25 protein-coding genes are annotated in these 25,687 nt (G+C 42.5%); 16 read left to right on the top strand and 9 right to left on the bottom strand.

All coding sequences use genetic code 11. From position 1 onward, the window contains the following. Nucleotides 1–325: 325 nt before the first annotated feature. The 6 genes from AAEY93_RS12790 to AAEY93_RS12765 all read left to right on the top strand — a co-directional run bounded on the left by AAEY93_RS12790 (nucleotide 326) and on the right by AAEY93_RS12765 (nucleotide 7,696). A complete protein-coding gene (locus AAEY93_RS12790) occupies nucleotides 326–817 on the top strand; it encodes an ATP-dependent zinc protease family protein (RefSeq protein ID WP_101031955.1) in 492 nt (163 codons plus the stop codon). A 1,021-nt stretch (nucleotides 818–1,838) separates the two neighbouring features. Further along, a complete protein-coding gene (pheS, locus tag AAEY93_RS12785) occupies nucleotides 1,839–2,822 on the top strand; it encodes a phenylalanine--tRNA ligase subunit alpha (RefSeq protein ID WP_101031954.1) in 984 nt (327 codons plus the stop codon). 15 nt (nucleotides 2,823–2,837) lie between these two features. Next, nucleotides 2,838–5,225 carry a phenylalanine--tRNA ligase subunit beta gene (pheT, locus tag AAEY93_RS12780; RefSeq protein ID WP_124011681.1) on the top strand — a complete coding sequence of 796 codons (2,388 nt, stop codon included), beginning with the start codon at nucleotides 2,838–2,840 and terminating at the stop codon, nucleotides 5,223–5,225. A 3-nt stretch (nucleotides 5,226–5,228) separates the two neighbouring features. Then, a complete protein-coding gene (ihfA, locus tag AAEY93_RS12775; protein ID WP_011637176.1) occupies nucleotides 5,229–5,528 on the top strand; it encodes an integration host factor subunit alpha in 300 nt (99 codons plus the stop codon). A gap of 317 nt (nucleotides 5,529–5,845) precedes the next feature. Next, nucleotides 5,846–6,781 carry a lauroyl-Kdo(2)-lipid IV(A) myristoyltransferase gene (gene lpxM, locus AAEY93_RS12770; protein WP_351077376.1) on the top strand — a complete coding sequence of 312 codons (936 nt, stop codon included), beginning with the start codon at nucleotides 5,846–5,848 and terminating at the stop codon, nucleotides 6,779–6,781. A gap of 45 nt (nucleotides 6,782–6,826) precedes the next feature. Beyond that, nucleotides 6,827–7,696 (top strand): mechanosensitive ion channel family protein, encoded by an 870-nt coding sequence (locus tag AAEY93_RS12765; RefSeq protein ID WP_101031951.1) that lies wholly within the window; start codon nucleotides 6,827–6,829, stop codon nucleotides 7,694–7,696. 74 nt (nucleotides 7,697–7,770) lie between these two features. Here the strand turns inward: AAEY93_RS12765 and hisIE are convergent, their stop codons facing one another. The 8 genes from hisIE to hisG all read right to left on the bottom strand — a co-directional run bounded on the left by hisIE (nucleotide 7,771) and on the right by hisG (nucleotide 15,145). Continuing rightward, nucleotides 7,771–8,421, bottom strand: coding sequence for a bifunctional phosphoribosyl-AMP cyclohydrolase/phosphoribosyl-ATP diphosphatase HisIE (hisIE, locus tag AAEY93_RS12760; protein ID WP_335686875.1), 651 nt, complete (start codon nucleotides 8,419–8,421; stop codon nucleotides 7,771–7,773). 24 nt (nucleotides 8,422–8,445) lie between these two features. Continuing rightward, nucleotides 8,446–9,219: an imidazole glycerol phosphate synthase subunit HisF gene (gene hisF, locus AAEY93_RS12755; protein WP_101031949.1), complete on the bottom strand. Its 774-nt coding sequence runs from the start codon at nucleotides 9,217–9,219 to the stop codon at nucleotides 8,446–8,448. Continuing rightward, nucleotides 9,201–9,938 (bottom strand): 1-(5-phosphoribosyl)-5-[(5-phosphoribosylamino)methylideneamino]imidazole-4-carboxamide isomerase, encoded by a 738-nt coding sequence (gene hisA, locus AAEY93_RS12750; protein WP_124011679.1) that lies wholly within the window; start codon nucleotides 9,936–9,938, stop codon nucleotides 9,201–9,203. The genes hisF and hisA overlap by 19 nt, the downstream gene beginning before the upstream one ends. Continuing rightward, a complete protein-coding gene (hisH, locus tag AAEY93_RS12745; protein WP_502959558.1) occupies nucleotides 9,935–10,609 on the bottom strand; it encodes an imidazole glycerol phosphate synthase subunit HisH in 675 nt (224 codons plus the stop codon). Before hisH ends, hisA begins: the two co-directional genes overlap by 4 nt. A 9-nt stretch (nucleotides 10,610–10,618) precedes the next feature. Then, nucleotides 10,619–11,686, bottom strand: a complete 1,068-nt coding sequence (gene hisB / locus AAEY93_RS12740) for a bifunctional histidinol-phosphatase/imidazoleglycerol-phosphate dehydratase HisB (protein ID WP_101031947.1) — start codon at nucleotides 11,684–11,686, stop codon at nucleotides 10,619–10,621. An 87-nt stretch (nucleotides 11,687–11,773) separates the two neighbouring features. Next, nucleotides 11,774–12,871 carry a histidinol-phosphate transaminase gene (gene hisC, locus AAEY93_RS12735; RefSeq protein WP_351077370.1) on the bottom strand — a complete coding sequence of 366 codons (1,098 nt, stop codon included), beginning with the start codon at nucleotides 12,869–12,871 and terminating at the stop codon, nucleotides 11,774–11,776. 79 nt (nucleotides 12,872–12,950) lie between these two features. Then, nucleotides 12,951–14,240, bottom strand: a complete 1,290-nt coding sequence (hisD, locus tag AAEY93_RS12730) for a histidinol dehydrogenase (RefSeq protein WP_351077367.1) — start codon at nucleotides 14,238–14,240, stop codon at nucleotides 12,951–12,953. Between the two features lie 5 nt (nucleotides 14,241–14,245). Further along, a complete protein-coding gene (hisG, locus tag AAEY93_RS12725; protein WP_351077364.1) occupies nucleotides 14,246–15,145 on the bottom strand; it encodes an ATP phosphoribosyltransferase in 900 nt (299 codons plus the stop codon). A gap of 903 nt (nucleotides 15,146–16,048) precedes the next feature. On the opposite strand from hisG, the gene AAEY93_RS12720 reads away from it, so the two are divergent. Together AAEY93_RS12720 and AAEY93_RS12715 are read left to right on the top strand one after the other, a co-directional pair. Next, a complete protein-coding gene (locus AAEY93_RS12720; RefSeq protein ID WP_351077361.1) occupies nucleotides 16,049–16,918 on the top strand; it encodes a diguanylate cyclase domain-containing protein in 870 nt (289 codons plus the stop codon). Nucleotides 16,919–17,334: 416 nt separating this feature from the next. Further along, on the top strand, nucleotides 17,335–17,736 hold the full coding sequence (locus tag AAEY93_RS12715; RefSeq protein WP_351077358.1) for a Fis family transcriptional regulator: 402 nt from the start codon (nucleotides 17,335–17,337) through the stop codon (nucleotides 17,734–17,736). 201 nt (nucleotides 17,737–17,937) lie between these two features. Here the strand turns inward: AAEY93_RS12715 and AAEY93_RS12710 are convergent, their stop codons facing one another. Further along, entirely contained in the window at nucleotides 17,938–18,489 is a 552-nt protein-coding gene (locus AAEY93_RS12710; protein WP_351077355.1) for a DUF1569 domain-containing protein, read from the bottom strand. Between the two features lie 436 nt (nucleotides 18,490–18,925). On the opposite strand from AAEY93_RS12710, the gene AAEY93_RS12705 reads away from it, so the two are divergent. From AAEY93_RS12705 to AAEY93_RS12670, 8 genes are all read left to right on the top strand, one after another. Further along, the gene (locus tag AAEY93_RS12705; protein ID WP_351077352.1) at nucleotides 18,926–19,939 is read left to right on the top strand and encodes a permease; all 1,014 of its coding nucleotides are present in this window, start codon (nucleotides 18,926–18,928) and stop codon (nucleotides 19,937–19,939) included. A 24-nt stretch (nucleotides 19,940–19,963) separates the two neighbouring features. Continuing rightward, nucleotides 19,964–20,194, top strand: a complete 231-nt coding sequence (locus tag AAEY93_RS12700; RefSeq protein WP_101031940.1) for a thioredoxin family protein — start codon at nucleotides 19,964–19,966, stop codon at nucleotides 20,192–20,194. Nucleotides 20,195–20,595: 401 nt separating this feature from the next. Beyond that, nucleotides 20,596–20,856, top strand: coding sequence for a hypothetical protein (locus tag AAEY93_RS12695; RefSeq protein ID WP_351077348.1), 261 nt, complete (start codon nucleotides 20,596–20,598; stop codon nucleotides 20,854–20,856). Nucleotides 20,857–21,064: 208 nt separating this feature from the next. Next, a complete protein-coding gene (yoaA, locus tag AAEY93_RS12690; RefSeq protein WP_351077345.1) occupies nucleotides 21,065–22,990 on the top strand; it encodes a DNA repair helicase YoaA in 1,926 nt (641 codons plus the stop codon). A gap of 71 nt (nucleotides 22,991–23,061) precedes the next feature. Then, on the top strand, nucleotides 23,062–23,760 hold the full coding sequence (tsaB, locus tag AAEY93_RS12685; protein WP_124011668.1) for a tRNA (adenosine(37)-N6)-threonylcarbamoyltransferase complex dimerization subunit type 1 TsaB: 699 nt from the start codon (nucleotides 23,062–23,064) through the stop codon (nucleotides 23,758–23,760). 59 nt (nucleotides 23,761–23,819) lie between these two features. Further along, nucleotides 23,820–24,149, top strand: coding sequence for a hypothetical protein (locus AAEY93_RS12680; RefSeq protein WP_351077341.1), 330 nt, complete (start codon nucleotides 23,820–23,822; stop codon nucleotides 24,147–24,149). Then, nucleotides 24,142–24,819, top strand: a complete 678-nt coding sequence (locus AAEY93_RS12675; protein WP_335686886.1) for a M50 family metallopeptidase — start codon at nucleotides 24,142–24,144, stop codon at nucleotides 24,817–24,819. Before AAEY93_RS12680 ends, AAEY93_RS12675 begins: the two co-directional genes overlap by 8 nt. Then, nucleotides 24,816–25,679, top strand: coding sequence for a class I SAM-dependent methyltransferase (locus AAEY93_RS12670; protein WP_502959557.1), 864 nt, complete (start codon nucleotides 24,816–24,818; stop codon nucleotides 25,677–25,679). Before AAEY93_RS12675 ends, AAEY93_RS12670 begins: the two co-directional genes overlap by 4 nt. The last annotated feature ends 8 nt before the right edge of the window (nucleotides 25,680–25,687 follow it).

The following is a 25,687-nucleotide window of genomic DNA, read 5'->3' as shown; positions in this document are numbered from 1 at the left end:
CTCCTCCCATTTTGATTGTGTGTAACAACTTCAATCATGGCACATCGATGCCGTATTGGGAGGAGACCATCACATCAACACGGGTTAACAGATGGAATAAATATGCCAAAATCAGAATATTTGAGCTATTTAATATCGAACTTGTGATTTGATTTGCTAATAAGGTGCAGCTCTTGTGACTTACGGCGTCAATAACTAGCCTATTACAAGTCAATACAATGCAGTTAGCAGGACAAAAAACTGTTTTATAACCGTTTATTATCCCGAGCTGAGTGACTTAGTTCAGGCAGTTATTTAACTGGTTTAGTTTTTTTTGGGATCGATCATGTTTAAAAAAATTGTGATTTCTGTTGTGTCGTGTTTGCTGTCTATATCTGTGTTTGCGAGTGATAAAACCATTTTAAGTCAAGTTGAAACCATGACAGTCGCTAAGTCTGGACTACGCTATCATGCTCGCATTGATACTGGTGCGGGGAAGACTTCTCTGCATGCGGTAGATTTAACAATCATTGGCGGCGCATTCAAAAAAATGAAAAGTAATGTCGGTAAAATTGTTGAATTCACCACAGAAAATGAACGTGGTGAGAAAAAACGTATTCAAGCCGAAATTGTCAGTACGTTAAGGGTGAAGAATTCACAAGGCATTGAAACCCGCTACATGGTGAAGCTCGATGTCGGTTTTTCGGATAAGTTGCATCATATTTATGTTAATTTACGCGACCGTAGCCATATGAAATACAAATTACTCATTGGGCGTAATTTTTTAAAGCATAACTACATTGTGGATGTATCACAAAAAAGTACTTTGGTCCTTTAGTTGAGTATTAAGCAAACAGGATTGATGTATACCCCGCATTAACTCGGGTGCGGTAGAACGCTCATTACATGCTGCCAATATTAGCGTCGAGAAAGAACACAAGGTGTGGACTAACATTTGAGGTACATGGTTAATTCGTCATGCGTAAGGTACTGAAGCGCGTTACATGGCTTGATTAAGTGTTGGTGAACCTAGTCTGAGTTCTTAGTCGATATGGATCTAAAGACCGTACCAAAATGGGTTATAAATTATTAATTAGCCGAAACTGGTTACAGGATCACTATATGGTTGATGCGTTTAAAAAACATTAATTCCTTATTATTGGTCAATAATATCGGTTAACAATATCGGTCAATAAAATCGGTTAACAATACCGCTCAATATGAGCGGTATTTTTTTGTCTGTTTTGTGCTCGTATTAATAAAGTATAATGATTATTAGCCTCGGAGGGGCTAAATTGAAAGGTGTACGTTGGTTTGAGTTGAACACCGCCAGTAATGGCTTTGGTATTGACGCGACTCTGCAACCTCGTTTTCATCGGTCATCGATATAGTAAACGCTGATTTAACTCATTAACCCGTGACCACATAAAACACGCAGGTTGCGTCTTTTTTACTGACCGATTTAGGAGTAAATACCCTTGACCGCGACATGTTCAACCGCACTAAATCGGGACAGGTAACCTTGCTGTAAGCTAACCAGACCCCATCATCAACAGACTGACGATTTCGGTTGGGTAGACTCCTGAGTTAACACTTGTTGCCACGGTTACAGGCTAAGTGGGTTAATTGTAGGTAAATACAACTATTTGCTATTAAAAATACCAATAATGACTAGTAAAGTTGTACTTGCTAACGTAAAATTCCAATCTTTTATTTTAACCCCCAGTCTTGATTGTTTAGTTATCATAATAAGCGTCAAACTACCGCGTCGTCACTTACTGGGTTGCCACTATGGTGAACTCGTATAGTCGACTAGACGCTCAATCGCATTTAAATGCAAAAATGCAGTGGATGATAACATGCAGCAGTTAACCGAGATCGTAGAACAAGCCTTAGAGGTCATCGATAAGGCCTGTGATCTAAAAACATTGGATGATATCCGTGTCGATTACCTTGGTAAAAAAGGTAAAATTACTGACATGATGAAAATGATGGGATCATTAAGCGCAGAAGAAAAGCCTGCCTTTGGTGCCGCAGTCAATCAAGCAAAGCAAGCCGTTCAACAACAGTTGACGGTGCGTATCGACGGATTGAAAGCATCTGAATTAGAAGCAAAATTAATTGCTGAAAATATTGATGTCACTCTTCCGGGTCGTACGCTCGATATTGGCGGCTTACATCCGGTTACGCGCACTATCGAACGTATTGAAACCTTCTTTGGTGAGCTTGGTTTTGTTGTTAAACAAGGACCTGAAATCGAAGATGATTTCCATAATTTCGATGCGCTAAATATTTCTGAGCATCATCCAGCTCGTGCCGATCATGATACTTTTTACTTTAACCCCAAAGTGATGTTACGCACGCAAACATCTGGGGTGCAAATTCGTACCATGGAACATGAAAAACCGCCACTTCGGATCATTTCTCCAGGCCGTGTTTATCGTAACGATTACGACCAAACTCATACGCCAATGTTCCATCAAGTTGAAGGGTTAATGGTTGCTGAAAACGTTAATTTTGCAGAACTTAAAGGCATTTTGCATGACTTTTTACGTAACTTCTTTGAACAAGATTTAGAAGTACGTTTTCGCCCATCTTACTTCCCATTTACAGAACCTTCTGCTGAAGTGGATGTTATGGGTAAAAACGGTAAGTGGTTAGAAGTATTAGGCTGCGGCATGGTACATCCAAATGTACTGCGCAGTGTGGGTATTGACCCTGAGAAATACTCTGGTTTTGCTTTTGGTATGGGTGTTGAGCGTTTAACCATGTTGCGCTATGGCGTAAATGATTTACGTGCCTTCTTTGAAAACGATTTACGTTTTCTTAAGCAATTCAAATAACGGAGCAAAAAGTAGATGAAATTCAGTGAATCTTGGCTTCGTGAGTGGGTTAACCCATCAGTAAGTCGTGACGCATTATCACACCAAATCACCATGGCTGGTCTTGAAGTTGACGGTATTGATGCCGTCGCTGGCGATTTTAGCGGCGTGGTCATCGGTGAAGTGGTTGAATGTGGCCAACACCCAGATGCAGACAAATTACGCGTCACTAAAATCAATGTTGGCGGCGATGAGCTTATCGACATCGTTTGTGGTGCACCAAACTGCCGTTTAGGCTTAAAAGTCGCAGTCGCGATGGTGGGCGCAGTATTACCAGGCGATTTTAAAATTAAAAAAGCCAAATTACGCGGTCAACCGTCAATGGGCATGTTGTGTTCTTACGGCGAGTTAGGTATAGACATCGAAAGCGATGGCATTATTGAATTACCGCAAGATGCACCTATAGGCCTGAATGTGCGTGAATATTTGCAATTAGATGATGCCATTATTGATGTTGACTTAACCGCTAACCGAGCCGATTGTTTAGGCATGGCCGGTCTTGCTCGTGAAGTGGGCGTATTAAATCGTCAAGCGGTAATAGAGCCTTCTTGGCAAGCCGTAACCGCCACGATAGATGCGCCGTTTAGCATCAGTGTGGTAGCGCCAAATCTTTGCCCTCGTTACTTAGGCCGCGTAGTCAAAAACATCAATATTAAGGCCGTCACGCCATTATGGATGCAAGAAAAATTGCGTCGCAGTGGTATTCGTTCAATTGATCCCATTGTTGATATTACCAATTATGTGTTGATTGAATTTGGTCAGCCAATGCATGCGTTTGATTTAAATACCTTAAACGGCGGCATTACCGTGCGTTTAGCTGATGGTGTTGAAAAGCTAACCTTGCTTGATGGCAATGAAATTACGGTACCAAGCGATACCTTAGTGATTGCCGACGACAAACAAGCTGTTGCGCTTGCGGGGGTATTTGGTGGTGAAAGTACCGGTGTAAATGAAAACACCCAAGATATCCTTTTGGAGTGTGCTTTTTTCTCTCCATTGGCCATTATGGGTAAATCACGTCGTTTAGGCTTACACACAGACGCTTCACATCGTTTTGAGCGTGGAGTTGACCCTGAGCTACAACATAAGGTCATGGACCGCGCTACTCGCCTTGTATTAGATATTTGTGGTGGCGAAGCCGGTCAAGTTGTTGAAGCGGTATCGATTGAGCATTTACCCGTAGCAGCAACTATCACTTTGCGTCGTAGCAAGTTAGACAAAACATTAGGGCATGTTATTTCTGATACTGACGTGACGGAAATTCTTGAATGTTTAGGTTTTAGCGTGAACGTTGACGGCAATGATTGGATTGTCACCACGGCAACATATCGTTTTGATATGGCGATTGAAGAAGATTTGATCGAAGAAGTGGCGCGTATTTATGGTTATAACAATATCCCTAATATTGCGCCAATGGCAGCGTTAAGCATGCCTGATCACCAAGAAGCTGATATTTCGCTTAAGCGTGTGCGCAGTATATTTGTTGCTCGTGGTTTCCAAGAAGCAGTGACCTACAGTTTTGTTGACCCAAAAATGCAAAATATTGTTCACCCTGGCGAAGAGGCCATGGTGTTGCCTAACCCGATTTCAGTCGAAATGTCAGCCATGCGCTTATCAATGTTTACTGGATTATTGACAGCCGTAGGCTATAACCAAAGCCGTCAGCAAAATCGAGTGCGTTTATTTGAGACGGGTTTACGCTTTATCCCTGATGCACAAGCAGATTCTGGTGTTCGTCAACAAGCTATGCTGGGCGCGGTCATTTCTGGTGTTCAAAACGATGAGCATTGGTCAATGGAGTCTACAATCGTCGACTTCTTTGATTTAAAAGGTGATTTAGAAGCAATAATCGGCTTGACAGTTGCCTCTACAGAATTTAGTTTTAGAGGGGCAACACATCCTGCGCTGCATCCAGGACAATGTGCTGAAATATTACGAAATAATCGCGTCATTGGTCATATCGGTGCTATCCATCCAAAGTTGGAAAAGCCTTTTGGACTCAATGGCAAAACAATTATTTTCGAGTTAGAACTGGATGCATTATTGCACGCCCGTTTGCCGCTAGCCCAAGCTGTATCTAAGTTTCCTGCTAACCGTCGTGACATAGCGTTAGTAGTAGATGAAGCCGTTTCTGCAACTGATGTTATGAATTTGATAAGAAAAGTTGGCGAAAATCAGTTGGTTGGCTTAAACTTGTTCGATGTATACCAAGGTAAGGGTGTTGAGCCTGGCAAAAAGAGCCTCGCCATCGCACTTACATTACAAGACACTACTCGTACACTTGAAGATAAAGATATTACTGAAACTATGGTTGCAGTGGTATCGGCTCTAAAGACCGAGTTCAACGCATCGTTGAGGGATTAAAGTATGGCACTTACCAAAGCCGAAATGGCAGAACATCTTTTTGAAACATTAGGTATTAACAAACGTGTGGCTAAAGAGATGGTCGAGTCTTTTTTTGAAGAAATTCGTGAAGCACTCGAAAGTGGTGAGCAGGTCAAGTTATCTGGCTTTGGCAACTTTGACCTTAGGGACAAGAATCAAAGACCGGGAAGGAACCCGAAAACTGGTGAAGATATTCCAATTTCTGCACGCCGTGTTGTTACCTTCCGTCCTGGACAGAAGTTAAAGTCACGTGTTGAAGCAGCAAACTCGGGTAAAAAGTAGTTCACTAGTTAATACGCCAATCCGATCGGATCTGTATTACGAAGAGCCACTCTTAATTGAGTGGCTCTTTTGTTTTTGAATTTGGTAAATTTATTTTATCATTTCATTATATCCACATGATCTATAACATTATCCTTACCGTCAGAGAAATCGTGAGCAAGCTAGTTTTATAAACATGGGTATAGCACTAAGAGAGAGTGATGTTTTGATGTTGTCGGGCATAATTACTGTTCCACACTCATTAATCCTTAGTATAATGCCATTGTTATAATATGATTATTCCCTGCGGATCAGGGTCAGTTTATTTGGAGTTTCTTTTGGTACGACAAGCAAAATATTTTGATACTCGTTTTAATAAATCACTATTACATCCTCGTCACTGGGGGACATGGTTAGCCATTGCTGTGCTGTTTTTATTTGGTGCACTTCCTGCAAGCATTCGAGATCCCATTGCGAGATTATTTGCCCGAATAGTAATGAAAGTTGCCAAGAAACCATTGCGGATCGCAAAGGTGAATATTACGCACTGTTTTCCTGATAAGTCACCTGCAGATGTAGATGCGTTAATCAAACAGAATGTTGAAACATTTGTCATTACCTTATTGTCGCAAGCTGAGTTGCTTATTCGTTCTAAAGCGCACTTAAAACGCCGCATTCAACTTAATGGCATTGAAAATGTGCAAGCTGCCCGAGAGGCAAAGCAACCGATAATTTTTATCATGCCGCATGTTTGGCCAATGGAATATGCCGGTCTGCGAATTAACATGGAAATTCCGTTAGTGACCATGGCTAAAGCCCATCGCAATGGATTATTTAATTGGTTTAGTAATCGCATGCGCAGTAGTCAAGGTGGTCGTGTGTATATGCGTGAAGCAGGGATTAGAGCTTTATTGGCCGAGTTAAAAAATGACAACAGTTTTTTCTATTTGCCTGATGAAGATTTAGGGCCTGAAAAAAGTATATTTGCGCCTTTTATGGGCACAGTTAAAGCCACATTACCGGTTGTCGGTCGCTTAGCCCAAGCCGGTAATGCACAAGTCATGCCCGTTAAGATTGGTTACGACCAGCAGGCTAAACAATTTATTATGACGGTGCTGCCAGCGGTTAATCCTGATGAGATGATTGGCAAAGAGAATGAAGCCATCGCGTTAAACAAAGTGGTTGAGCAAGTGATTAATGCTTATCCAGAACAATATATGTGGTTTTTGAAATTGCTCAAAACTCGTCCACCAGGAGAGCAAGAGTTTTACTAAATTATAACCATCACCTTGATGTAATCACAAGAATAAGAGGTTCATATGGATTTTAACGAATTGTTATCGGCCTTGTCTTTGGTGGTATTTACCTACGACGATAGCCCAATTACTTTGTTGCAGTTGTTACAAGTGCCTTTGTACATATTTTTAGCCTGGTTTATTATCACTCGTGTTGGGCGCTTGATTGTTAAAGCACTCAAACGTCGTAATGTTGGTGCCGATGCGATCCATTTATTCACTCGCATGTATTTTATTATTAGTATCGCAGTACTCATTTTTACCTGTATGGAAATTTTAAATATTCCCTTAACTGCGTTTGCATTTGTGTCAGGTGCGATAGCGATTGGTGTGGGTTTTGGTGCGCAAAACATTATTAATAACTTTATCAGTGGCTGGATTTTAATGTGGGAACGTCCCATCCGCATTGGTGATTTTTTAGAAGTAGGTGAGGCGCGAGGCGTTGTAGAGTGTATTAACACTCGCTCAACCTTGATACGCCGTAATGACGGAGTGCACATGCTAGTGCCCAACAGTCTGTTACTCGAAAACACCGTGACTAACTGGACCTTGATTGATAAAAATGCCCGAACATTTGTTCGTGTTGGCGTGGCTTACGGTTCGGATGTGATTAAAGTTCGTGAGCTAATTTATCAAGTTATTGGTGAGCGAGATGATATTTTGCCGCAACCTGAACCCTCCGTCTTATTTGAAGATTTTGGCGACAATGCATTGATTTTTGACTTAATTTTTTGGGTCAGCGCAGTGTCAGAAACTGATATCCGCCGCCGTCGTAGCGAAATTCGTTTTAGAATGTACGAGCTATTTAACGAGCATAATGTGGTGATTGCTTATCCACAACGTGATTTACATGTTGATGGTAATTTGACGATTAACCGAAGTCATAAAAGTTAATTAACACCGATTTTTGCATCAATAAAAAAGACGCCGTGGCGTCTTTTTTATTATTAATTTAACCAGCTAAAGCGTTACTTATTCATGTCAGATTTGTTGGCTTTGGTGTGACGATCTAATAAGTTTTTATTGATGTCTGCCATCGACAAGCCTTGATCTTCAAGTAACACAATTAAGTGATACATTAAATCAGACGCTTCATTGACCAACTCTTCTTTATCATGGGTGGCTGCAGCAAGGGCGGTTTCAAGGCCTTCTTCACCGACTTTTTGTGCAATACGCTTTGTACCACGTTCAAATAATGATGCTGTGTAGCTTGAATCAGCACTTTGACCTTTACGTGAAATAATCAGCTTAGTCAGGTTATCGATAAAAGGATGGGCGTTGCCATCTGGCCAGCAGCTTTCTGTGCCGGTATGGCAAGTCGGGCCGTTAGGAATAACTTGTACTAAAAAGCTGTCATTATCGCAGTCTTTATCGATAGCAATTAAATCAAGTGTGTTGCCAGAGGTTTCGCCTTTGGTCCACAAACGCTGTTTTGAGCGGCTAAAAAAGGTGACTTGGTTAGTGGCTAAGGTTTTGGCTAAGGCGGCTTTATCCATGTAACCTAGCATAAGCACTTTACCGGTCAGGTGATGCTGCACGACCGCTGGAACTAATCCCGAAGTAGCGCCTTGTTGTTTGTCCCAGTCCACGCTTGTGCTATCAAATACAATATCAGTCATAGGTGTTCTCTTTTTTTTGCAAAATTATAAACGAATTGCGATGCTATTGGCGTGCAGATATTGCTTGAGTTCACCAATATCAATAATGCCTTTATGGAATACGCTTGCCGCTAATGCAGCGTCGACCTTGGCAAGTTCGAACACTTCTTTGAAGTGCGCCATGGTGCCAGCACCGCCAGAAGCAATTAACGGTACATCGCATATTGCCCTAACCATGCTTAATTGCTTGATATCGTAACCGCCGCGCACGCCGTCTTGGTTCATGACGTTAAGTACTATTTCACCACAGCCACGCTTTTGCACTTCTTCAACCCAATCTTGAGTATACCATTGGGTGTCTTTAGTGGCGGCTTGATCACCGGTAAACTGTTTGACTTTATAGCTGTCACTGGCAGCATCATAAAATGAATCAATACCAATAACGATACATTGGCGGCCAAACTCGTCTTGCAAACGGGATATCAAGCTAGGGTCACTTAATGCTGGCGAGTTTATCGAGATTTTATCGGCACCAAAAGCCAATTTTTCACGTGCTTGTTCGATGGTTTTAATGCCACCGGCGACGCAAAAGGGGATATCAATTTGCTCCGCGACGCGGCTGATCCAAGATTTATCAATCACCCGATCGTGAGCACTGGCAGTAATGTCATAAAATACTAATTCATCAGCACCTTCAAGGGCGTAACGAGCCGCCAGCGGCACTATGTCACCGACAATTTCGTGATTGCGAAATTGTATTCCTTTAACCACTTTACCTTCGCGTACATCAAGACAAGGAACTATGCGTTTGGCCAACATTGGATTGCCTCCTTAACGGTAAATTGGTTAATTAGCAGTGCTTTGCCGATAATAATCCCCGATGCTTTACTGTCGCGTACTGCGGCGACATTGTCTAGCGTGGCAATACCACCAGAGGCTTGCCAAAGGATGTCAGGATACGTGGAAGCAAGTTCAGTATAGAGTTCAGTGTTAGCGCCAGTTAGGGTGCCATCACGGCTAATATCGGTCACTAAAGCATGTTTAAGGCCGACAGTTTCAAATTCAGCCACCAGTGATTCTAGTGACTTACCGCCACCAGACTGCCAACCCGATACCGCAACGATTTTTTCACCGGCGTCGTTAATGTTGACATCTAGCGCTAAACAAATTGCCTCAGGGCCGTATTTGTTTAGCCAGCTTTTAACCCGTTCAGGCTCTTTAACGGCAAGCGAGCCAATGACCACGCGCTTAACTCCGATAGCTAATAATTCCGCGACTTGCTCTTCAGTTCGAATACCGCCGCCGACTTGAATATCAACATCAAGCCCCGCAGCAAGTTCAGTAATTAATTGGGTTTGACGATTATTAGGATCTTTTGCACCCGTTAAGTCAACAATATGCAACAATTTTGCCCCTTGGGCTTGATAAGACTGCAATTGCGCCAATGGGCTTAAGTCAAAGGTGGTTTGCTTGTCGTAGTCACCTTGGTATAAACGCACCACTTGGCCGTCAATTAAATCAATGGCAGGAATAATCACTGTGGTGTCCCCATATTTAAAAAGTTTTGTAAAATCTTTGCACCCACTTTGGCACTCTTTTCTGGGTGGAATTGCACCCCAAAAAAGTTACCTTTACCAATAGCGGCACTGAATGATTCGCCATAGGTGCTGCGGGCTAAAGTGTATTCACTGATTGGCGCGCGGTAGCTGTGAACAAAATACACGTAGCTGCCATTTTCTATCCCAACAAACAAAGGATGATCGCTGACCTCAATTTGATTCCAGCCCATGTGAGGTAAAGGCAAGCCTTTGCTGTCTAAGTCGCCGATGTCAGTGGGTACTAGGCCTAAGCAAGTGATACTTTGCTCGCTGCGACCGCCATGTTCATTCGATAAAGATGCCAGCATTTGCATGCCAAGACACACGCCCATCACAGGTTGAGTTAAGCTTTTAATCAGCTCGACTAAGTTTTTTTGTTTTAAGGCGGCCATGGCCGCACCTGCGGTGCCAACACCTGGCAATACCACTCGTGCCGCGCTGCGAATAACACCAAAGTCAGCACTGACAATGACATTAGCGTTAAGCCGCTCAAAGGCAAACCGTACTGAGCTTAAATTGGCGCAGCCGGTATCTATAATAACGGTAAGGTCATTGGCCATGCTGGTAGAAGCCGTAGTAGAAGTGCTTGATGAAACCGATAGTTCTGTCATATGAACTCCTTACAGCACGCCTTTGCTTGATGGCAGTATGTCACCTTCGACCTTCACCGCTTGGCGAAGCGTACGACCGAGTACCTTAAACAGTGCTTCTACTTTGTGGTGATCGTTATCGCCTTTGGAGCCAATGTGTAAGGTGCAGCGCAGGCCATCGGCAAATGAACGGAAGAAGTGTGGCACCATCTCAATGGCCATCTCGCCGACCATTTCACGCTCAAAATCAGCATTAAATTTAATAAATGGGCGACCTGAAATGTCCATTAGGCATTCGCCGCTGGCTTCATCCATGGGTAAACTGAAACCGAAACGGGCGATGCCGCGCTTGTCGCCTAATGCCTGGCGAATAGCATCACCAATGGCCAGGGCGGTGTCTTCCACGCTGTGGTGATCGTCGATGTCTAAATCGCCATCAACGTGCACGTCCATTTTAAAATTACCGTGGGTTTGAATTTGATCTAACATGTGGTCAAAAAAGCCAATGCCAGTTTCAATCTTACCCTTAGTTTGACTGTCTAGGTCAATGGTGACTTTGATGTCGGTTTCTTTGGTGGTGCGTACCACAGTTGCAATACGGCCTTTGCTAAGCAATACATTAGCAATGTCATCCCAATTCAGCGTTTGACGATTGTATTTATAGCTTTTAATACCCATAGCATTGGCAAGCTCAACGTCGGTTTCGCGATCGCCAATCACCGCTGAAGTGGTAAAGTCCACTTTGCCTTGAGTCAGGTAGTCTTTTACTAAGCCCAGTTTCGGTTTGCGGCAGCTGCAATTTTCATCATTAAAGTGCGGGCAAATCACCACATCGTCAAACTTCACCCCTTGGCTTGCAAATATTTGCATCATCATATTGTGCGGAGCATCAAAGTCAGCTTTTGGAAATGAATCGGTACCCAAACCGTCTTGATTGCTGACCATCACCAAGCGAAAACCCGCATTTTGTAATTTAAGCAGCGCTGGGATCACTTGTGGCTCAAACACTAATTTAGCCAAACTATCGAGTTGTTTATCGATTGCCGGCTCTTCAACTAAAGTGCCATCACGGTCGATGAATAATATGTTCTGTTTCATGTTCAATGCCTTCAATAGGGTGTAATTTTATTCGTTTTAAGCTATTAATGTTAATCTATGTGCCTATCAATTTGTTCATCAGGTTATCTATCGAAGCGACTTTTGGCCCACTTCTGCTACCGACTCAGACAGGTTTTTTGTAAACAAAGAGATAATTAAATTTGTTTGTTGTTCATTGGTAAAGCTAAAGCGAATGGCATCAGCAAGACGCGGATCTTTATAGGCGCGGGCGACTACACCTGAATCACTTAAGCGTTTAGCGGCAGCGCTGACATCGGCAAATTTAGCCAGCACATAGTTACCGTTTGCCGGTAACACCTTGGCGCCATAGGCTGTAAGTGCATTGCTTAAGCGTTTTCCTTGATCAACTAAGCTAGCCACTTGGGCTTGCATAGTGTCGATACCCGCTGGGCTTAAGGCTTTTATCGCAAGGTCTGATACTGGCAATGGCACCGGATAAGGGGCGATGACTCGCATCACTAAATCGATAATGTCATCACTGGCAAGCATAAAACCACAACGGGCGCCCGCTAAGGCAAACGCTTTTGATAGAGTGCGCAGCACGACAAGGTTAGGGTACTTACCCAGTAAATCGGCCACGCTGTAGTCAGGGCAAAATTCAATATAGGCTTCGTCTACCACCACAATTGAATTTGGCGCCGCTTGAATTGCTTGTTCAATTTTGTCTTTCGCTATCACAGTGCCAGTTGGGTTATTTGGGTTACAAATAAACACAATTTTGGCATTGCCGATTTGTGCTGGCCAATCTTGAGGTAACTGATAGTCATCCGTTAAGCTTAGTGCGTTGACGCCAACATTAAAGGTCGCCGCGCTAATGGAGTACATGCCGTAAGTCGGTCCAAAACAAGCAATGGTGTCGACACCTGGAATACAAAAGGTACGAATGAGTAATTCAATCGCTTCATCAGCGCCACGACTGGCAATAATGTTACTTGCTTTTACGCTTGAATACCGGCTGTAAGCATTGATGAGTTCAGGTGGCTGGCATTCTGGGTAACGATTCACTTTATCAAGCGGGCTATTATTAAATGGCGACTCGTTGGCATTGATCCAAATATCCCCTCTGCCGCCGATACGTCTGGCACTTTGATACGGTGTTAACGTCAGTAACTCGGGTCTGGCCAACGTGTTTGGATCAAAAGGCGCTACTTGGGTCTGACTCATGGCTGTGTTCTCTACTTTCTACGCTATAAAGGTGTTAACTCATCACTTCTGTTCTAGATCAAAGCTTAGACAATAACAACTACTGCAAACTGGCTAAACGAATGGCGATAGCATTTTTATGCGCATCTAACAGTTCATTTTCAGCTAATACCATCACACTTTGGCCTAAGGATTGTAGTCCTTGCTTGGTGAGTTCTTGCACCGTAAAGCGGCGGCTAAAATCGGCCAATGACAAGCTGGATACCGAACGGCTATAACCATATGTCGGTAACACGTGGTTGGTGCCACTGGCATAATCACCGACAGATTCTGGTGTGTAAGCCCCTAAAAACACAGACCCCGCACCGCGCACATGTTTCAGTACTTCACGAGGCGCTGCAGTTTGAATAATTAAATGCTCTGGACCATATAAGTTAGACACCTTGGTGGCTTGACCCATATCACTGACAATAATACTGCGGCTGCATTCTAGTGCTTGCGCGGCGATGTCTTTACGACTCAATTGGGCTAATTGTTCAATTAAGGCTTGGTTTACATCTTCGGCAAGAGTTAATGAGTCAGTGACTAACATCACTTGAGAATCAACGCCGTGTTCAGCTTGCGACAGTAAATCGGACGCCACAAAAGCAGGATTAGCATTTTTGTCGGCAATCACTAGCACTTCAGACGGGCCTGCTGGCATGTCAATAGACACGCTAACACGGCTGTCTTGTGACACTAAGCGCTTGGCTTCGGTCACATAGCGATTACCTGGACCAAATATTTTGTCTACGTTTGGTACTGATTCAGTACCAAACGCCATTGCCGCAATAGCTTGCGCGCCGCCGACTTGGAAAATATCGGTAATGCCGCACACATTGGCTGCATAAATAATCGCATCATTAATTGGCGGTGGGCTGACCAATACGCGTTTGCCACAGCCGGCTATTCTTGCTGGCAGGGCAAGCATCATTACCGTTGAGATTAATGGTGCTGTGCCGCCAGGAATATATAAGCCGACACGCTCGATAGGTTCGCTTCTAAGCTCGCAACGAATTCCCGCTTGAGTTTCAATATCTACACCCTGAAACACTTGCGCCTTGTGAAAGGTTTCAATGTTATTGACTGCTTGCGCTACAGCTTGCTTAACGTCGTCACCCACTCGCGCACAAGCGGCGGCAATAGCGTCAGTTGATAACGCTAACTCTGCCAGTTCAACACCGTCAAATTTTTTGTTATAAGCCAATAACGCCCTATCACCTTGAGCGTTAACTTGCTCAATAATGTCGCGAACACCTTGCTCTACACTGGCATCACCAATCAATGGCGACCGTGCTAAGGTTTGTCGTTGCTGCTTGGTCGATAAAGAGGCCCAATCGAGAATTTGCATTTGTGTTACCCCATCATTTTTTCAATAGGCATGACTAGAATTGAGCTGGCACCTAATGCCGTTAGCTCTTCCATTGTGTCCCAGAATAAATCCTCTGTACTCACTGCGTGAATGGCAACGCGATTAGTGTCGTCATTGAGAGGTAATACTGTTGGGTTTTCTGCGCCTGGGAGTAGGGCAACGATTTGATCTAAGGTTTCAAGTGGTGCGTGTAATAAGATGTATTTACTTTCACGGGCACGGATAACGCCATTAATACGCGATAAGATCTTGGTGATGAGTGCCTGTTTTTCAGTAGATTGAGTTTTACTTGATTGAATGATGCAAGCCTTTGAGCGGTAAATCACTTCGGTTTCATACAAGCCGTTAGCTTCAAGGGTGGCTCCGGTCGACACTAAATCACAAATACCGTCAGATAATCCAGCTCGTGGCGCTACTTCAACTGAACCTTTTAACATACAGTCGCTGTAGTTAATGCCTTTTTCTTGCATAAAGCGGCGCAGTAAGTTGGGGTAAGAGGTGGCGATACGCAGACCTTCAAGTGAGTTAGCATCTTGGTATTTAAACTCATTGGGTACCGCTAATGATAGACGGCACGAACCAAAATCTAATTCACGTAATTTAGTACATTCAGCGGGTTTGTTTGCTAGTTGGCGCTCAATTTGCTCTTCTTCTAGCACGTTCTCACCGATAATCCCGAGGTCAACAACACCATCCATTACCAAGCCTGGAATATCATCATCACGAACACGTAATAAGTCGATTGGCATGTTGTCAGCGTGGGCAATCAGGCGTTGCTCATTAACGTTAAATTTAACGCCACAGCTTTTCAGTAACTGTTGAGACTCTTTTGATAAACGGCCTGATTTCTGGATGGCAATACGTAAACGCTTTGATTCACTCATGTGATACTTCCTTAATGTATTAACTATAAAATAGTGTAAATTTAACAGCTTAAATAAAAATATAAATTTAGAACAACAAAAAACCCCTGGAATTCCTTCCAGGGGTTTATGTGAAATATTGTTCACCACCAGAAGGATATCGTCCTTCGGCAGTTAGCATCCGAAGGCTACCGCATATGGTGATGATGGTGGATTGTAGTCACTTGGATGTTCATGGTAATTCTCTTTATGTAATCTTATTTAATTAGTTTAATGAGGATTTATACTCTCATTGAATGTCGTGTGTATCGACTTGCCATTAACTTAACCGCATTTATGCTAGTTTGCAAGCGTGGATAAAGCATTTATATTATTTAATGAGCATATTTATGGCATAAGTTATGCCTTGTTATTTTTTTATGATCAATAAAACCGACAACATGGTCGTGGATTACGGATAAATTATACTCTATAAGGTGAATGGTACCTTGGCTTAAATGTTAATGTAATATTTTTTGCTTACCACTGAAGCATTTAATTTGATCGATGGCTGCACATCTATCACATTGACCCTAAACATTAACGGTTTGAATAACAAAGTCTAATGACATCGCTGCATCGGTTATTTCCTCAGCAAGGCTGAACGCTCGATCCGCATCAGTGTGACTCGTTCGAGCTTCGCTTTGGCTGTAGGCGATGTTTTTATGGTCGTGAGCAGAATGCCAATAGAATAAATCACTTGTGCTGTTTGTTCATTCAATGGATAAACTACACTATAACCAATACAAGGTTACTTCTCAGGCCTTTTCTCATCGATATGAATAAATGATATTCCCATAAGTCGTTGAGTTTATTTTACTCTGCTTATAAGCTGGCATATATTAGCCTTTAACAATAAATCTAACTTCTCGAGGTATGCACCGTATGAAGACCATTGACTTAGTGGCGCTTAGAGATGTTATGGATTTAATGCTTGATGCAGTTTGTGTCGTTGATAGAAAAGGCTGTTTTGTGTTTGTCAGTGCTGCGTTTGAAGATATTTTTGGATATTCTCCTGACGAAGTGATAGGCAAACCAATGATTGGCTTTGTTTATCCCGAGGATGGCATAAGAACGCTTAACGTTGTTGGCACACTAATGAGTGGGAAACTTCAACCTCGGTTTGAAAATCGCTGGGTTCGCAAGGATGGAGAAATCGTCGACATTCTTTGGTCTGCTCGATGGTCAGAGTATCACCAATTTAGAATCGCGATTGCTCACGATATTACTGAACGCAAGCAAATGGAACGGCAACTGCATTACATATCAGGACATGATCCATTAACAGAATTGCCGAACAGGACATTATTGTTTGGGCGCTTACAAACTTCACTTGGATTAGCGCGCCGCGAAGGCACTGATCTTTCCTTGTTATTTATCGATATTGATGGGTTTAAGCATGTAAATGATAGTTATGGTCATCTTGTCGGTGACAAGCTACTCAAGAATATAGCTCAACGTTTGCGCGATTGTGTCCGTAAATCGGATACTGTTGGGCGCTTTGGTGGGGATGAGTTTCTAGTTGTGTTAAATGGAATTGATTTATTTGATGATGTGCTTGTTATTGCTGAAAACATACGTGTTGAGCTTGAGAAACCTTATCAATTTGACAGTCTTAATTTGCAACTGTCACCGAGTATTGGCGTTGCTCGTTACCCTGAAAACGGTGATGATGAGCAGCAATTAATTCAACATGCAGATCAAGCAATGTATAGAGCAAAAAATGCTGGCGGAAATCGAGTCAATGCAAGTTGAGATAATCTTAAGTCGTTTTATTGCTTAGCCATTGTCTTAAACTTGAACAATGCTCTTGCTAGTAAAATAGTGGGTTATAATTAATCCCGATTTAGATAATAACGTTAAGTAGTGTCATTGTTTCCGATATTTTATCTGCATAAAAACAATGCGCTAAATATGTTTTAACAAGATGATTTATTAGCTTAGCCTCAACTCGGGATATAGAGATGGGATAGACGGATAAAAATCAGTCTATCGTTAAGTCATCAATATCTAGCTGGTCTTTTGTGTTGCTATCAAGGCGTATTGACGCGTCAATAGCTGGCCTATTGAACGTTAATATAAGGCAGATAGAGAAACAAAGGGCTGTTTGATAACCGCTTATTACCCCTAGATGAGGTTAGTTATACTGACTTAGGAAGAACATTTTTAGTATGCGTAAAATTGACAAAAAAAGAGACAATCAATTAAGAGAGGGATTAACCTCTGTATGCCAACATGCAATAGCGGCCTATCCAGGTTTTGCGTGGATTACCCATATGGTTGATTATGCTATATTTCCTAAAGGTTTACGGATTATTTGCATATTTGATACTGAATCACAGCTAATGCAATTTAATCAACGCGGTGATAAAGCGATATTGTTAAGCTTAATTCAACGCACCCTTGCTCAATACGCTATTAACCTCAAAGACATCAATCAGCATGTTAGCTTTGATACCGAAACTGCCTGCGAGCAGCAACATCAGGGTAATTGGGCGTTGCGGTTAAGTGAAACTAATAGCATGGCAAACAATGGTCGCTCTAAGCTGCACTCAATGTCGCGTGGAGGCTGATTTAACCTGCTAATACTTATCTCGTTCTAAATTAACGAATCTCAACTCGGGATGTGAGATGGAATAAGTAATTTAGAATCAGACTATTACACCTAATAGCATATCAAAGTTGGCATTGGTTTTGTCCGTAAGTCAATACAAGATAATTAACAGGGAAAGGCTGTTTGATAACCGTTTATTATCCCAAGCAAAGATTAACGACTAACTGACTTGGGTAAAAGTTTGCTGGTGATTATAAAAATGTAATATATGGGCAAGTTCGTATTCTGATTTAGTTAATGGGCCATAAGCAAAGTGTGGCTTGAGTTCACCCTCATATTGCTGAAAATCACCTAAGGATTGTATCAAACGGTTCAAGGCGACGTTAACGTCGACATGTTCATCTAGTATTGGTGCCGCGGGAATATATTCACTTAAGCTATGCGACATCGCCCCTTTAGTGGCAAAAACCGCAAACGCTAGTGTGCCAACCGTGTGCTTAAATACGGCAGATTTATGTTGCGGAAACCCGGTCATCGAAAACTCAACACTTTGGGCACAGTGGCTGAATACCTGGGCAGTGTTCCATTGGCCAGTACTTAGGCTTGATAATTGCTCTGGCGGTAATAATGACATTTTATTCAGGATCGATAACAATGCGTTTAAATTAAGTAGCTTAGTATCCTTGCCTTGGTTTAACCACATCACACTCGCCCCCCCTAAGCCGATGGCTGCGCTCGCTACACCCACTTTTAAAAATTGTCTACGTTGCATTGTTTAGCCTCAATTTTTGATAGTTGCTTGTGCATTATTGGCGTTTAAGACAACCCAATTAGGATCATTGTTGTCGATACATTTATCTAACATATTCAATCTTATTTCAATAAGTATAACAACGACAAGCTGCTCATGATCTTTTATAACGGTCTGTAGCCTAACGAATGCGTTGCTATTCTTTGGCATACCCCATATCAGAACATGAAATTTGATCAATTTCTTTTTCAGCTTTGCATATCGCTGTTTAGCGCTCACGGTTATTTTTTCAGCGAATGCCATTGTGGTTATTTTTACTCAGTAACGCCTCATTAACTGAAATTGGGTGGCCTAAGTTGATCATGAATACAGTCTCGATAAAATCGAGATCTATGTCTTAAATTTTATCTGAAAAATCAGGTATCTTAAGCTTAAGCGGTTTCTTGAGTATTTATTTATGTTTCAAATCTTTTCTGATTTGGCATCTTGGTTAATTTACAGTGTATTGGGCCTGTCGGCAGAGACAAAACTCGGCGATGCGCTGCATTTCTTTGTTGAAGATGTCACTAAAATTTTTGCATTGCTCTTAGTGATGATTTATCTCATTGCCCTAATGCGGGCGTCGTTAAATGTGGAGCGAGTCAGGGATTATTTAGCCGGTAAACATCGAGGTGTAGGTTACTTGATGGGAGCTGGATTTGGTGTCGTCACCCCATTTTGTTCCTGTTCGAGTATTCCGGTGTTTTTAGGCTTCACGTCTGCGGGGATCCCTTTGGGGATCACCATGAGTTTTTTGATCACTTCGCCCTTAATCAACGAAGTGGCAATATTACTGCTGATGAGTTTATTGGGGATAAAGTTTACTCTTTTGTACGTCGCCGTCGGCATGAGTGTGGGCATGTTAGGAGGGTTATTTCTTGACACGATTAAAGCGGAACGTTGGTTGCAATCGTTTGCGGCAGAAGCGTTAAAACGTGGTCAACAAAAGGGCGGCGTAGATAAGGTTGATGATGGCGCCAGTGCAGAACCCTTGTCTTTGCCACAAAGGCATCAATTTGCCAAAACTGAGATGCTGGATATTTTTGGCCGGGTATGGAAATGGGTTATTATTGGTGTCGGTTTAGGTGCTGCATTACATGGTTTTGTTCCCGACGGTTGGATTGCGGCGCATTTTGGTGACGGACAATGGTGGTCTGTTCCTGCCGCTGTGTTGCTTGGTATTCCTCTTTATTCCAATGCGACAGGGGTTATTCCTGTGATGGAAAGCCTGATTATCAATGGTCTACCGATAGGCACCACATTGGCATTTTGTATGAGCACTGTGGCGGCAAGTTTTCCTGAGTTTATTTTGCTAAAACAAGTTATGCAATGGCGCTTACTGGCGATATTATTCTGTCTTTTATTAGTCGCGTTTACACTGGTCGGTTGGATTTTTAATGCACTAGCGCCAACCTTGTCATCTTCAATTTAAAAAATTAATTATTAAGGAATAAAAATGAAAATCATTAAAGTATTAGGCTCTGGTTGTAAAAAATGCCTTGAAACTGCCGAACTGGTCCAAGCCGTTGCAGATGAAAAGGGTGTAGCAATCAAAATCGAAAAAGTGACCGAGATGGCGCAAATTATGGCTTATGACGTTATGAGCACGCCAGCGGTGGTGGTAGATGAAAAAGTGGTTCATAAAGGCAGTAAACCCACTAAAGATCAAATAGCCGAGTGGATATAGTGTGATCTGTAGTGATTAATTTCTTGGCGCTATTGGTTGTAAATAAGCCGATAGCCTCTTTGGCATTGTGCTGGATTGTTATTGACTCTAGCGGACCGAGACATTGAAATCTTGCCAGTAACGTTTCTTTCCTCATGTTTATCTAAAAGCTTAAGGGTCATCCGTTCGGCTCCTTCGCAATCGAGTGCCATTTGAAATAATAAAAGGGTGGATGAATAAGTCGCCGACAGGCATTTATTGAAATGTTACTGCAATCTCAGTGCATGTGATCATGTCGATGATGACATTAATGGTATCATCACATGCACTGAATTTAACCACCATCGCGTTGAAATTATGACTCAAACATTAGCAAAGGTGCAATTAAAGGGTAGTAAAGGCTTACGCCCATAAAAGGACTTATGTTTTCATTGGGCGTCGGTCATCACAATCCTGATACCGCATCTCAGTTGATTGTCATCGGGCGTTTTGCTAGTGATCATAAGGTGATGGATTGGACATTCTCGTTTGATTTATTTGGTCAATCTCCAACAGGAAAAGTCATCAGTATGACGGAAAAACGTAAAGCGACAGACCCCAAAAGGGTGTTTCAACTCTCCTTTGATAATGCCAGCCAAATAATCTTTCCCAACAAGTTTCCCCCAATAACCATAAAGCAATGATCCCTTTATGCTGCTTGAATAAATGCTGGGTCACACAGGTGCCAGCATTTTTTATGCTCGGTTTACAATAATTGAATCCAGTCGTCATTGCTGTTACATCGACATCCTTTTGTACTTTTGACGATAAACAGTTGGAACATGAAGCCGTTATAAGCATAATAGCCCAAACCATATCACATTAGCATTAGCACGATAATTTGAGGATGCTTTGAGCTCGACACTTACCCAATCCGTTACCCACGAATTTAGCGAGCGCGGTGCGTTAGCAAAACATGTACATCATTATCACAATCGCCAAACCCAAACTGATATGGCGGTTGCGGTGAGTGAGGCTATTGCTAAAAAGCATAATCTGATTTTAGAGGCGGGTACGGGCGTGGGGAAAACCTTCGCGTATTTAATCCCCGCACTGCTCAGCGGCAAGCAAGTGGTCATCAGTACTGGCAGTAAAAATCTGCAAGAACAGTTATTTCTCAAAGACTTACCTGCATTGCTAACCATGCTTGATATTCATGTCCCTGTTGCATTACTCAAAGGGCGTAATAATTATTTATGCCAATTACGCCTTGAAAAACAGATGCAAATGGCCAATAAGTTTACTGAATATTACATTGATGATTTATTAAAAATTAACCAGTGGGCACATTTAAGTAAAGATGGCGATATCGGCAATTTAACCTCGGTGGCTGAGCATTCTGAAGTGATCCCCACCGTCGTCAGCACCAAAGAAAGTTGTACCGGTAAAAAATGTGATCATTATGATGTGTGTTTTACCCGTAAAGCACGCATTAAAGCCATGGACGCTAAAGTGGTAGTGGTCAATCATCATTTATTTTTTGCAGACCGGTTATTGAAGGACTCTGGTTTTGCGGAGTTATTGCCGGACCCAGATGTTGTCATCTTTGATGAAGCCCATTTAGTGCCAGATATCTGTATCAGTTACTTTGGCAGCCACATTTCAAGTCGCGAAATTGATAAACGACTCAATGCGGTGATCAAACTGCATAAAGAAGTGATCCGCGACAGCATTCAACTTGAACAACTGGCTCAGCGTGGCTTAATTGCCCTCAGTGAATGGCACAACTTGATGTTTGAACATCAAGTCTCTGATTGGCGCAAAGTGCTTGCCCATAAAACACTTGCCAGTACATCTTGGAGCTTACACCAGGCGCTTGTCGATTTAGCCAATAATATGCAACATCATCTGGGTCGAGATGATCAACTCGATATTGCCTTTGAGCAATTACAGGCGCTGGCTGAGACGTTACGTCATTATTTTGAGTGCCAAGACCTGCAAGCGGCTTACAGTGTAGAACTTGGCCCTCGGTTTATTATGCTTCGCATGAGCCCGATTAATGTCGCCAAACAATGTCAGCAATTGTTTGTTAAGGATACGTGTTGGATATTTACTTCCGCGACATTGCAAGTGAATCGCAGCTTAGCGCATTTTGCTAAAGAGTTAGGCTTGGCTGACTCAAAGCAACTTATTTTAGACAGTCCATTTGACTATCCCAATCAGGCTGTATTTTGCGTACCTCGTCATTTAGGCAAGGTGGGGCAGTCGCAACATTCAGCAAAACAACTGGTTGATGTGTGTGTTCAAGCCATTAATGCCGCACAAGGACGTACATTTATTTTATTTACCAGTCATCATATGCTGCAACAAGTCGCCGTAATGTTACAAGGTAAAGTCAAGTATCCGCTTTTAGTGCAAGGGCAGGCCAGTAAACAAAGTTTATTGAATAAATTTCGACAACTCGGTAATGCGGTGTTGTTGGGAACCAGCAGTTTCTGGGAAGGAGTGGATGTTCGCGGTAAATTACTCAGTTGTGTGATTATTGATAAATTACCGTTTGTGTCTCCGGATGATGCATTATACAAGGCTCGAGCGGCTAATGCTGAGCGCCAAGGACTCGATCCTTTTGCCACTATTTCATTGCCGCAAGCGGTGATCAGTTTAAAGCAGGGCGTAGGGAGATTAATCCGTGATGAAAAAGATCGTGGTGTGCTTATCTTGTGCGATAATCGGATTGTGAATCGCGCATATGGGCAAGCGTTTATTAATTCATTGCCGCCAATGCAGCGAACTCGCGACTTAGAGCACGCATTACAATTTTTAAAACAGATCCCTTAAGCTTTTTAAAACATCGCCCATCAGTTATCATAATGGGCTTATTTGTCGTGATTACCGAGTAACCCATCAAAATGCCTAAGCAGTTACATATCCTCGCGCTTGATACTTGCACTGAAACTTGCTCAGTAGCATTAACCATTAACGGCGACGTTTATGCTCGTATTGAAGATGCACCGCGTGAACATAGCCAACGTTTGTTACCTATGGTCGACGCCGTCTTAGCCGAAGCTAAAGTGACACTAGCCGATATTGATTTAATTGCTTATGGCCGCGGCCCCGGCAGCTTTACCGGTATTCGTATTTGTACTAGCATGACCCAAGGTTTAGCACTGGGGCTAGATTTACCCGTTATTGGTATTTCTACGCTTACTGCCATGGCGCAAATGGCGATTGAGCTCGGAGCTTCACAGGTATTGTGTTGTATTGATGCCCGCATGAAAGAAGTGTATTGGGGACAATATATTGCCAAAGATGGTATTGCCACCTTAGTGGGTGAAGAACACGTTAGCGCGCCAGAAGCGATTGAATTGACACTCGATACTCAACAAACCATTAGTGTTTGTGGCACAGGATTTGAAGCCTATCCACAATTATTGAATATTGCGCCGCACATTACTCCATGCAGTCAAGCAACTTACCCAGATGCAAAAGCCATGATCGTGCTTGCTCAGCAAGGTTACCAACAAGGTTTACATACCTCTGTCGATGAACTTTCGCCAGTGTACCTTCGTGATACGGTCACATGGAAAAAACTTCCTGGCCGAGAATAGCCATTCGGCGTTATTTGACATAAAGTATAAGAGACAAACATAGGTAAACGGTATCGTTAATGACGATAAATGCAGCATTATTAATGGTCAATAATCAATCAGGCCCTATCAGTCTGAGTCAAACTGTTGCCGGAAATCGACCGATCATTGCGGCCCGCGAACCTATTATTATCAACCCTTCTGCTTCAGACCGTGAAGTTAAAGGCATTGAAACCCGTAACGTGGTCATTGTTGATGATTTAACCTTGTCGGCTAAACAGCAGGCACGTGTTGAATATGATCGTGATACCCATAGTCAACGTGGTGCCATAGCGCAATATTTGTCTACACAGCATTTTGTTAAAAGAGACGAAATTCAACAAATGGTTGGTATTGATTTATATGCCTAATGTATCGTGGTCTGCAATACCCAGTCGCAGCCGTTTTATGATTGAATTACTGCTGGCTTTTTTATTAACTCGATTTCCGTATATCTCTATTCCTTTTAAATGGTTTGAAAGCTATTTCCATGAATTATCTCATGGCATCGCGACGTTAATGACGGGTGGCTCGGTCAGTCATATTCAATTATTTCCAAACGGTGCAGGCCTTTGTTTTAGTCAAGGCGGCAGTAGCATATTAATTGCTTATGCCGGTTATTTTGGTGCCGCATTGTGGGGATATACAATCTTCCTCATGGCTACTCAAAAACAGACTATTCGGTTTACACTCACCTTATTAGCCCTAACAGTGGCGGCTTCGTTACTTTTCTGGGCTCGAGATCTGTTAACAATTATTATTCTTAGCGTCTTGATAATACTTTTTTTGTTACCACTTAAATTAAAAAATAGTAGCCTATTAAACACCTTGCTGCGTATATTAGGCCTGATGATTATTTTAAACGCCATGGCCAGTCCAATGGTGTTATTGGGGTTAAGCAGCCAAGGCGATGCGGTTTTGTTAGCTAAAATGACTTGGCTACCAGCATGGTTGTGGGTAATGTCATGGCTAGCATTTAGTGGCTATATGTTGTGGCTCTGCTGGCGTAAAGTGGGTCGAAAAAAGGGAGTGTCAAAATGAAACGTAACATGATGTTAGGAGCCTTAATTGGCTTATCAAGTTTAGGTATGTCGACCGCCATATACGCAGCCGATAGTATGCCCGATAAAAACGTGACGGCGCCGCAGGTCAATGCTGCTCTTGCTAAGGCGGTGGCCAGCGAATTTCGGTCTACAGAAAATAAACTGCGTGATCAATATCGTCATCCTGCAGAAACATTAGCTTTTTTTGATGTAAAGCCTGAACAGACGGTTATTGAGTTATGGCCGGGTGGTGGTTGGTATGCTGAAATTCTTGCGCCTTATTTAGCCTCAAAAGGTCAATATGTTGCCGCCAATTTTGAAACTAAGCCTGCAGAAGATAACCGTCAAACGGCTTATTATAAATCAGCCGGTGTTAAATTTGAAAAATGGGTGAGTGACAACAAAGCCAGCGTTGGCAATGTTCAGTTTGTAACTCTGGATCCACCGGCTAAATTTTCATTAGGCAAAGATAAATCTGCAGACCACGTATTAACATTCCGTAATTTGCATAATTGGGCCATGAAAGGTGAGTTAGAAGGTGTATTTAAAGCCGCTTATGATGTGTTAAAAGTCGGAGGTTCATTAGGGGTTGTCGAGCACAGAGCAAACGTGGGGATGGCTGCAGAAAGTGGTTATATGGAACAGAATCAAATGGTTGAACTTGCCAATAAATACGGTTTTGAACTGACTGCGAACTCAGAATTAAATGCCAATCCTAAAGACAGCAAAGATTATCCCAAAGGTGTGTGGACATTACCACCCCGTTTAGCGATGGGCGATCAAGATAAACAAAAATACCTTGATATTGGTGAAAGTGATCGTATGACACTTAAGTTTACCAAAACTGCGGCTAAATAATCTGAACA

This window comes from Shewanella sp. CAL98-MNA-CIBAN-0140 (assembly GCF_040309905.1).
GTDB lineage: Bacteria > Pseudomonadota > Gammaproteobacteria > Enterobacterales > Shewanellaceae > Shewanella > Shewanella psychromarinicola.
The sequence above is the reverse complement of the archived record's forward strand: the minus strand, read 5'-3'. Positions and strand labels throughout refer to the sequence as shown.